At 40.0% G+C, this 9,428-nt stretch carries 10 protein-coding genes; 2 read left to right on the top strand and 8 right to left on the bottom strand.

Annotated features, from left to right (window positions below; translation table 11 throughout):
• Positions 1-116: 116 nt before the first annotated feature.
• Positions 117-920 (top strand): helix-turn-helix domain-containing protein, encoded by an 804-nt coding sequence (locus B2V92_RS01860; RefSeq protein ID WP_293304323.1) that lies wholly within the window; start codon positions 117-119, stop codon positions 918-920.
• Here the strand turns inward: B2V92_RS01860 and B2V92_RS01855 are convergent.
• From B2V92_RS01855 to B2V92_RS01820, 8 genes are all read right to left on the bottom strand, one after another.
• Positions 917-2,170, bottom strand: a complete 1,254-nt coding sequence (locus tag B2V92_RS01855) for a gliding motility-associated C-terminal domain-containing protein (protein WP_293304321.1) — start codon at positions 2,168-2,170, stop codon at positions 917-919. The two genes, B2V92_RS01860 and B2V92_RS01855, sit on opposite strands and share 4 nt — an antisense overlap.
• A gap of 132 nt (positions 2,171-2,302) precedes the next feature.
• Positions 2,303-3,919 carry a discoidin domain-containing protein gene (locus B2V92_RS01850; protein ID WP_293304320.1) on the bottom strand — a complete coding sequence of 539 codons (1,617 nt, stop codon included), beginning with the start codon at positions 3,917-3,919 and terminating at the stop codon, positions 2,303-2,305.
• A 458-nt stretch (positions 3,920-4,377) separates the two neighbouring features.
• Complete coding sequence (locus tag B2V92_RS01845) at positions 4,378-4,962, bottom strand: hypothetical protein (protein ID WP_293304318.1); 585 nt, start codon at positions 4,960-4,962, stop codon at positions 4,378-4,380.
• A gap of 386 nt (positions 4,963-5,348) precedes the next feature.
• Positions 5,349-5,573, bottom strand: coding sequence for a CDGSH iron-sulfur domain-containing protein (locus B2V92_RS01840; protein ID WP_010600649.1), 225 nt, complete (start codon positions 5,571-5,573; stop codon positions 5,349-5,351).
• Between the two features lie 83 nt (positions 5,574-5,656).
• Positions 5,657-6,343, bottom strand: coding sequence for a GNAT family N-acetyltransferase (locus B2V92_RS01835; RefSeq protein WP_293304307.1), 687 nt, complete (start codon positions 6,341-6,343; stop codon positions 5,657-5,659).
• A 54-nt stretch (positions 6,344-6,397) separates the two neighbouring features.
• Positions 6,398-6,649 carry a MafI family immunity protein gene (locus B2V92_RS01830; protein ID WP_293304306.1) on the bottom strand — a complete coding sequence of 84 codons (252 nt, stop codon included), beginning with the start codon at positions 6,647-6,649 and terminating at the stop codon, positions 6,398-6,400.
• Between the two features lie 19 nt (positions 6,650-6,668).
• Positions 6,669-7,451, bottom strand: a complete 783-nt coding sequence (locus B2V92_RS01825; protein ID WP_293304305.1) for an alpha/beta fold hydrolase — start codon at positions 7,449-7,451, stop codon at positions 6,669-6,671.
• 103 nt (positions 7,452-7,554) lie between these two features.
• Positions 7,555-8,808 (bottom strand): ROK family protein, encoded by a 1,254-nt coding sequence (locus B2V92_RS01820; protein ID WP_293304303.1) that lies wholly within the window; start codon positions 8,806-8,808, stop codon positions 7,555-7,557.
• A gap of 193 nt (positions 8,809-9,001) precedes the next feature.
• Between B2V92_RS01820 and B2V92_RS01815 the strand changes: the two genes are divergently transcribed.
• Positions 9,002-9,428, top strand: a 427-nt coding sequence (locus B2V92_RS01815) for a Gfo/Idh/MocA family protein (protein WP_293304302.1), incomplete at its 3' end; no start/stop codon positions are given.

Raw genomic sequence — 9,428 nt, 5'->3', positions numbered from 1 at the left:
TAGATCTCTCCCTGCCCGAAGCAGGCGGGCGCTCCACTGCGTTTCGGTCGAGATGACGAATTGAGAGTTAAAATCTGTGTTAGCCAATACTTAAAAAAACCTTAAATTTGATCAGCATGCCAAATCAAGTAAAACGTCCAAATATTATGTTTTCCTGTTACGCCCAAAAAAGCAGCGAGGGTGAACAGTTTATACCCAACCATTCTTTAGGACTGGTAATTTCGGGTACTTCGGAGATTTTTATAGGGGATGAAAAATTTACATTCTCCGATGGCGATTTCAGGTTTTTCAGACGTAACCAACTGGCACGTTATACCAAATATCCACCGGCAGGAGGAGAGTTTAAATCCATCAGTATCAACATTGATCAGGAGATTTTGCACAGCATCAGCAGCGAATATAACCTGCAGATGGAGAAACCAAACCACGATATTAAAGGTTTGGCACTCGAAACCAATGGCCTGCTGAAAAATTATATCGAATCGGTATGGCCATATCTCGATGAAAATAATGGGCTTAACCAGGCTTTAATTGATTTAAAAGTTAAAGAAGCGGTGATGATCTTATTGCAGACCAATCCGGTACTGAAAGATGTACTTTTTGATTTTTCTGAACCCGGCAAAATCGATCTGGAAGCCTATATGAATGCAAATTATAAATTCAATGTGGATATCAGCCGTTTTGCCTACTTAACAGGCAGGAGTTTGGCTACCTTTAAAAGGGATTTTGAAAAAATATTTAACCTTTCGCCCAACCGATGGTTACAGAAAAAGCGTTTAAACGATGCCTATTACCTGATTACCGAAAAAGGATGGAAATCATCGGATGTATACCTCGAGGTGGGTTTTAAAGATCTTTCGCATTTTTCGTTTGCTTTTAAAAAGGCTTTTGGTATGGCACCATCGCGGGTTGGGGCTTAACGGAGAATGGTAACATTGCCCGATATCTTTTTTGCGCCGTTCTTCGAAATAATAAGATAATAGTAAGTGCCAACCGGTATGGGCTTCCCGTTTGATGTTCCGTCCCAGGGTGCAGCATATCCCTTAGATTGAAATACAATGGCTCCATTCCGGTTGAATACCTTAATCATGTCTGTTTCGGCAATGGCACTAATCTGCCAGTAATCGTTTACGCCATCGCCATTGGGGGTAAAGGCATTTGGTGCAGTAATTTCACAATCATTACGTATGGATACCGTAACAGGGTCGGAGTAAGCAATGGCATTGAAAAGGCATTTGCCAGAGCCAAAAGCCTGACAGGAAACCATATCGGCATCTTTTAATTTAGAAGAGGTAAAGGTGTCTCCTGTTTCGCCGGTGTTCTGCCCGTTAATAAACCATTTAATTACCGTTACTGTAGCCGAATTGCCTGATGTGTTGGCCGTAAAAGTAACCGGCGTGCCGGCACAGGTACGATCGGTAGTCGCTGTTGAAATTTCAACATCAAAAGAACTGTATGGTGTTACCGAAACGGTAATATCGTTGGTGCGATCGGAAAAAATCGGAACACAATAATCGTTATTTACTACAATGAGCGAAATGCGGTCGTTATCTTTTAAAGTGCTTGTAGTGTAAGTACTGCTATTATTAACAACTTCTTCTCCGTTAACCAGCCATATATATTTGGGGTTTGCCCCCGCATGGTCGGTTTCGGCATGGAAAGATACTTCCGATCCCTCACAAATATCGGTAGTTGCTTTAGCAATCAGGATAAATGGCTTCTGTATATCAGATACAGATATCGATTGGTTAGCAGTTTCGATGCCATTGTCTGCGGTAATTGTTGCCGCACCAGGACCATAAATATGTATTTTCCCGTTGATAATATCAGCAACATCCGGTTCGCTGGAAGTGTAGGTAATTGGTAGAGCACTTGTAGCCATTGGGTCAAAATCGGGATCACATACCCTTTTAGGAGGGATAGGAGGAAATACAATAGCATTTTGTCTACTTATTCCAGTTTTAGCAACAGGGTATACATCAGTAATATTTGTTTCATTAACGAAGGTACCATATGCCAGAAATTCTATTTGCCGAACAGGAACGCTTTCTTCTGCAGCCTGCGGGTTGGTGTGCTGAATTGTTTGCGATTGGGCATATAAACTGTTAAAACAGAAAATAAGTGCAATAAAGAAATACGGGGTTTTGGAGAGGTTGACCGGAATTTTCACGTAATGGAGATAAGCATTAATTTGGGATTAAAATTAGGGAAATATTGATTGGGAAATAGAAATAATTTAAAAGAAAAAGCTCCACCGATGTAAAATCGGGGGAGCTCTAAGTCTAAAATCCTTTTTGTTTTTTTAGTATAGTCCTAATTCCGCAAGGGCTGCAAACTGGAGGCCATCATAAGCAGAATTGACAATAACTTTAAAATATCTTAGCGATTTAGCTGTGCCAAAGCTAAAATATTGTGCTCCATTGGTGTTTTGTGCCACATAATTATTTACAGCGGTAAAGTTAATGCCATCGGTGCTGGTTAATACCTGAAAGTTTTTAACCGCCCGTGATAAACCGCTGCGCTGTGTTAAACTTAATCCATTTGCGGTTTTAAGCGAGCCCAGATCAACCACAATGTTGTGTGGATAGCTGGTTGCAGAACTTGTCCATCTCGAGTGCCAGTAGGTAGCCGAACTGCCATCGATCAATTTTGCTGCCCTTCCGTTTACGGTACCTTCGCCGCTGGTTTCTTCCGAACTGAATGAGGCGATAGACCAGCCTGTTTTGCTCAACTCGTTTTGAGTGCTGAAAGTTAAAACCGGTACGCCGCTGGCAAATGTATAATTGTAAATGGTTTCGGTTACATTTCCGTTTTCGTGCACCAGTTTTACTTTCAGCTCATAAGGGATTCCATCTGATTTATATTGCAGGTCGGAAATGGGCATTTCGACATAAAAACTATCCAAACCGATTGATTTAGATTCCCAGGTGGTGGCATTATAATCGTGGTTTACCCCGGTACCTTCGTTATTTACATTTGGGTCGTTATAATACACAACGCTGTTTACCTTAACGCTGGTAGAATATTTTCCGGATACAATGAAGGCACTTTTGGTTGTAGAGTAACTGGCATGGATTTTATCAATACTTGCCGTAACCGCACCGTAATAGGTTTTATTGTCGTTATTAAAAATCTGGTTTACATTCAAAACGGCCGCATCGGTAGCCGTTAAAAAGGTTGGCGATTTACCCAGTGTTCCGTTACCTGCCCACATTAAGGCCATGCCCAAGGTTGCATTTTCTGAAACTTTCTGGCAATTGTGCGGCAGGTTTAAACCATGGCCAAGCTCGTGCATCATGCCTCCGAACCAAACACTGAAACGGTTACCATCCGCGTCGCTCTTGCCCAAGTTTTTAATATCCATGCCTTCATAATCGAGTGCATAACACCATCTTCCTGTTCCATAAAAAGGTCCGCCGCTTGGTGTACCATCTGGTTGGAAACTGTAGCGGGGAATAATAATCAACGTATGATCACTGGTTTTTTCGGTAGGATGGGCAGCAAAATAAGCGTTGATCTCGCTCGCTACTGCGCCACTCCCACCTGAATAAGGATAACTGCTTTTTGGCAGATTTCCCCTGATCAGTATAATTTTTACACCACCTGTAGCCGTATCAGGCAATAAGCCAAAGGTTTTATTGCCGTAGCCGTTCCGGTTCATCTCGCCTTTATACCAGTTTTGGCCCCATATCATCAAATCACTCAATCTTTTTCTATAATTAGGCAAGGTATCCAAATCGTTCGGTACAAAATAAATCAGGTTAAGGTTACGGGTTTGGGTAACCAGATTTGGATTTACCAATGAAGTTTTGTTTTTTAAACCAGGCGGGTTTTCCTGATTTTCTGCGATCTGGTTTTTTCTACAGGCCGTACTCAATCCTGCAAGTAGTATGCAGGCATAAAGGGCGATTTTTTTCATTTTTTTTAGGTTTAGGTTGTTTTCAATATTGGTTAGATATCAAATGTTTAGGTATGGATTGGATTTTAGATTTCGGGATATGGAAAACCTGGAGAGGGATAATTAGGAACACTAACGCTTTTTAGTAAATGATAGACCATAAGTGCTTGTTGCTGATTTGTTTAATTGCCAAATCAATATAAACAGAATGGATTGGTAGCAGGGAGATAAACTCCGCGCAAACGTTTGATGGATATTTTTGGAAAATAATCCTAGATGGCAGCGATTGCTATGTTTATACCCCAAAAATGGGATGTTGGTTTACGAGTGAATGCATTTTTTTGTCGAACACCCTTGGAATTTTATTATGAAAGAGCAGAAATACTACAAATACTGGTTGTAGTAATAGAAAGACAAACGTTTGTTCAAACTTTTATCTGTTTTGTAGCGGTTTGAGATTGGGTATACTTAATTTGATGTTATTTACACTTCAAAGCCGAATATTGCAGGTACCCGGCATAAAGCGGCTCGGTAACCATTCTTTTTAATGCCCTAACGTGCGGATCCTTAAGGTTGGTGCCTTCACTTCTTAATTTCATAAAGGTTAGGCCCGATTGAAGTGGTAAACAATCGCCTTTTTCGGCAAGTTCTTTGGTTTTAAACAGCGAATATTCAAACGCGGCCTTTTCGCTGTTTTCAGGATTCCAATCTGCCTGTTTGGTTGTAACGTAATAATGCAGGTGGCCAACTTCGTGATAAAGTACAACAATTAACCGGTTATCATCAAAATTGGGGCGGGGTGTTAGGATATAATCGATATTAATGGTAATGATCCCTTTTGGTGATGCAAATGCCGGCCCCATAGCTTGCTGTTTTACAAATCTGATTTTTTTGAGCAATTGATCATTCGCTTTGATATTTTGAAACTCCCTGTAAAATTTTGGATAAAGCTGCTTCGATTTTTCAATAACCCGGTAGCCCGTACTGTCTGGAATAGTATCGCGTTGCGCAAACGCAGCAAAAGAAATAACCAGACCAAAAATCAGTAGTAAAATCGGTTTCATTTCTTAATGACTCATTTGTAAATGAATGGTTTAAGCCATCGGGAAAAGATTTACATCGTTTATTAATGCCCGGTGGTAAAAACAGGCCGTTCAGAACTAAGCCCGATTGTACGGATGCCGTTTTATCAGAAAGTTTGTTTATTCGTAATCCGCTTTAAAACGGCAGGAGGAGGGAAAGCGGGACTGCAGCCCGCCATGAAAAATAAGGCTTTCGCTTTCTAAAAGATTATGTAAAGTTTAGAACTCAGCTAACCAGAACATTAAATATTATCCTTTACTTATGCGTAAAGGCTTCACCATATAAGAAATATAAGAACATGTTAGCTTATATGTTTCTTAAATGTCTTATATGGTAAAAAGAATAATAATGATAATTTATTTATTGCTTAAACTTTTTTAGGAGGAAGATCAAAAGCAATGGCCTCATGCTCAAAATGGCCATTATGTGCGCCATCGCAAAAAGGTTTGTTTTTTGATAAACCACAACGGCAGATCGATAATACTTCTCTGCCCTGTAAGCCATAAACGTTTCCGTTTCTATCTACAATTTCGAAATCGCCCTCAATTTTAACAGAGCCGTTATTGTTAATGGTAAGTTTTGTTTTAGACATGTTTTGTTTGTTATGCCGCAAAACTAAGCCATAAAAACCGTAATTTTTGGTTAGATTTCTATTTAGAAACATTCTCCCTTTGCTTAAGAAAGCTCTTTTTTGATTACATAGGCAATCATATCGGTCCTGATTTCGAAACCCAATTTTTGATAGAGTTTAACGGCTCCTTCGTTATCGTTGCGTACATGCAGAAAAGGGGTTTCGTTACGGAGCAAAATACGTTTAATCTGTTCCTGTAAAATTTTGAAAGCATATCCTTTGCCCAAATAATCGGGATGGGTGCAAACGGCACTTAATTCGCGGTAAGGGCTGGGGAAAAAACGATGCCCAGCCATTGAGGCCAGTTTTCCATCTACAAATATGCCCGTATAATTACTCAACTCGATAGTTTTTGCCAAAAAAGGTCCTGGCTTGGTCAATTCTACAAGATCCATCATTTCCGGGACATGGGCTACATCAAGTTCTGTTAATCCTGAAGCATCTGCAATAGGAATCTCCGATCCACGGAAAACCAGTTGGAACATATCGATGTGTGTTAGTAATTTCCACTTTTCGGGTATTTCGACAGGGGTTTTGCTAAAAAATACAAACAGACTATCTGGCGCACTGATCTGATAGAGTGTTTCCAGATTTTCCAGCGAATTATCCTTTAGGCCGGCAAAAGCAGTAATATCTTCTGTATAATATTTTACCCCATCAACACCTTTTGCCAGGTGGCCATGGCCGGAAATTAAGGCATGATAAATCGGATTATCCAATATGTGTTCCATATGCCAAAGATATTAAAAGCTTAATCAGGAGATGGTAATTTTATAGGCATTTGCTCAATTTATAATCAGATCTTTTATATAAGAATAATCCTCTGCGTTAATTTTGAGTGCCTTAGCTACTTCAGATATAGCTTCATAAGTGCTAACATCAATATGGATATTATTTTCGTCCATTTGGGTTACAATTGTATCAAAACAAAGTCCGTATTCCTGGTGAAATAAAAATTCGGTTGCTGTATCCAGATCAATTTGGGCTAAGCCTAATGTACCGGCGATTTTAATTAGTGCCGCTAATCTTTTTTTCATTTCGCCTGCTGATTCGTATTTATCCGTTCAAAAAAGTTTCGATCAGGTGAGCCGTAAATCCGATCGTTTTATCGCTTACATCAGGATTAAGGTTTTCGCCGATCATGGCGCCATGGAAACCGGGCAGAATAACCAGTTGCGAATTTGCAATCAATCTATGCATTTTAACCACATGCTCGGGTTTGATCACATCGCGGTCGGCAACCATTAAAAGGGCCGGCGATTTAATTCCGCTGATATCATTATCGCTTAGGTCAACAAAATCTAACATTCGTTGTTTATCCTTTTCGAACATCGTTTGCAATGCATTTTGATCAGGATTAACTTCCAGAAAAGAAGTTTTTAGTGCTTCAGGCATGTGATCGATAGTAGCATCCCCAAAGCCATTATAAAAACCGTCAATCAAACCTTCCCGCTGATAATTAGCAGAAATAACGACGATTTTATTTACCACATCAGGATAGTGTGCGGCAATATTTAAAGTTGTTGTGCCACCATTGCTGAAACCTAAAAAATTTGCCTTTGCTATTTTAAGCTGTTTTAACAGGGTAGTTACGTCTTTAGCATCCTGAGCAAAAGATTCAGCCTCATCGCGGTCGCTGGTGCGCCCATGCGCCTGAAGTTCAACTGCAATTATTTTACCTGTTTTAACTAAAAAAGGGATCAATCTGCCGAAGGTTGATTGTATGGTAGAACCACCGCCATGGATCAGCACAAGCGGGATTTCTCCTTCACCATAAATCTCATAATACATATTGATGCCGTTTACAACTTCTTTTCCAGCTTTTTGATAGGTTTCCATAGATGGTCTATTTTATATTTTGCCAAACAAAACTAATGCATTTACGATAAAATAAGGGATAGATAAAAGACAATTTTAGGGCAGTTTGAGCCAATTTACATCTTCATTTCTTTGGCTTTTTAACTTTTGTGGCATAAGCTTCCAAAAACTGTTCAATACCCGATGCCGTATAACCCAATAACCTCGAATTTTCTCCTAAATCAGATGATATAATAGTTGTTTTTTCTCTAATCTGAGTCATACAATACATATTAATGGCCTGTTGCATTGGTAAGGTAATGTATTGTTTTGCTTCGGCAATTTTTCCGCTTAAAATAATCAGTTCAGGATTAAATAACTGGATCAGCATCGATATGCCCTTTCCCATATAGGTGCCAACATTCGATAATAATTGGATCGCATACTGATCGCCTTTATTGGCGGCTTTAATAATCACCGCAGGTTCGATCCTTTCCAGTTCCTCCTTGCTCAGCTGGCTGAGCATTGAATTTTTGCCCGATAAAATACCTTCTTTAGCCATTTCCGAAAGGGCATTTCCTGAAGCAATGGTTTCTAAACAACCGTGCTTGCCGCAGTAGCACAATGCTCCGTTTTCAATAAAAGGAATATGGCCCAGCTCTCCCGAAAAACCACAGTTGCCCTGCCTCAGTTTTCCGTCCATAATTATACCCAGGCCAACGCCCCAATCCATTAACAGAACCAGTACATTTTTTTTGCCTTTGGCCATTCCGTGTGTAAATTCGGCCATTGATGAACCATTCACGTCGTTCTGGATCACTACAGGTAGGTTCAGGATCTTTTCAAAAGCTGCAGTTAAAGAAATATTTTCCCCGTCGCTTAAAAAGTAACTGTAGTTTTCGCCTTTTTCGGCATCAATTAAACCGGGCATGCCTACGCTACAACCTATTAACTGTTTGCTGTTAATTGCTGAAGAAGTGAGGAAATCACGTAAATGTGTTTTTAAAATATGGAAAAAATCCGTCCTGCTTTTAGATATTGGGAGCAGAAAGGTTTTAACCTCCGAGATAAAATTATAGTTGTTGTCGATAACGGCAACTTTGGTACTGAACAGTTCAATATCAATACAAAGGATGAGGATTTTTTTGTCTTTTAAGCGGTAAAGATCAGGTTTACGCCCACCGATGGATATGCCAAAGCCTTTTTTCTCTGCCCAACCTTCAGCAATCAGCGCCGTTAATAATTTTAGCACGCTGGGTGTGCTCATATCCATCACCCCGCAAAGGCCCGAAACTGAAGCTGCCCCCATGTTAAAGAGGTGTTTGATCAGCTTGTGTTTATAAACCGACTGCTTATCGTTGGGTGCAACCGATAAGTGATTTAATAGGTTAAGATTCATTTGGTTAGCAACAATGTTTTGATAAATATAATTAACTTCTATTAAAAATTTATTAAAGTTTTTTTAATACGTAAAGAAATCATTGATGTTTTGCCTTTATAATATTTTCTTACTAACATTAAGCTAATAATATACCCTAACCATTACGGCGTAACCGGCCGTATCGGTATATTTATACAACACCCTAACCAAAATGAAAACTAAAAAAGAACCACAAAAACAAGCCAGTTCCAGGCGGGATTTTATCAAAAAAACTGCAATTGGCCTGGCCACTTTTACCATTGTACCACGTTATGTATTGGGTGGACAAGGTTACCTTGCCCCGAGCGATAAATTGACCAAAGCCGTAATTGGCGTTGGTGGTATGGGCAGGGGCCATTTCGGCTACGAAGATACCCAGGTAGTTGCCATCTGTGATGTTGACCAGAATCACCTTAAACAGGCTGCTGCCATGTTGGATAAAGGCGTAAAAACATTTAGCGATTACAGGGAGCTGATACAATTGCCAGAGGTGGATATTGTACACATTGCAACGCCGCCGCACTGGCATGGGATTATGGCTGTTGATGCCGCCAATGCGGGTAAAGATATCTGGTGCGAAAAACCAATGACACATACCA

Source organism: Pedobacter sp. UBA5917, assembly GCF_002432345.1.
Lineage (GTDB): Bacteria > Bacteroidota > Bacteroidia > Sphingobacteriales > Sphingobacteriaceae > Pedobacter.
Note: the sequence above shows the minus strand (reverse complement) of the source record. Positions and strands in the feature narration are given on the sequence as shown.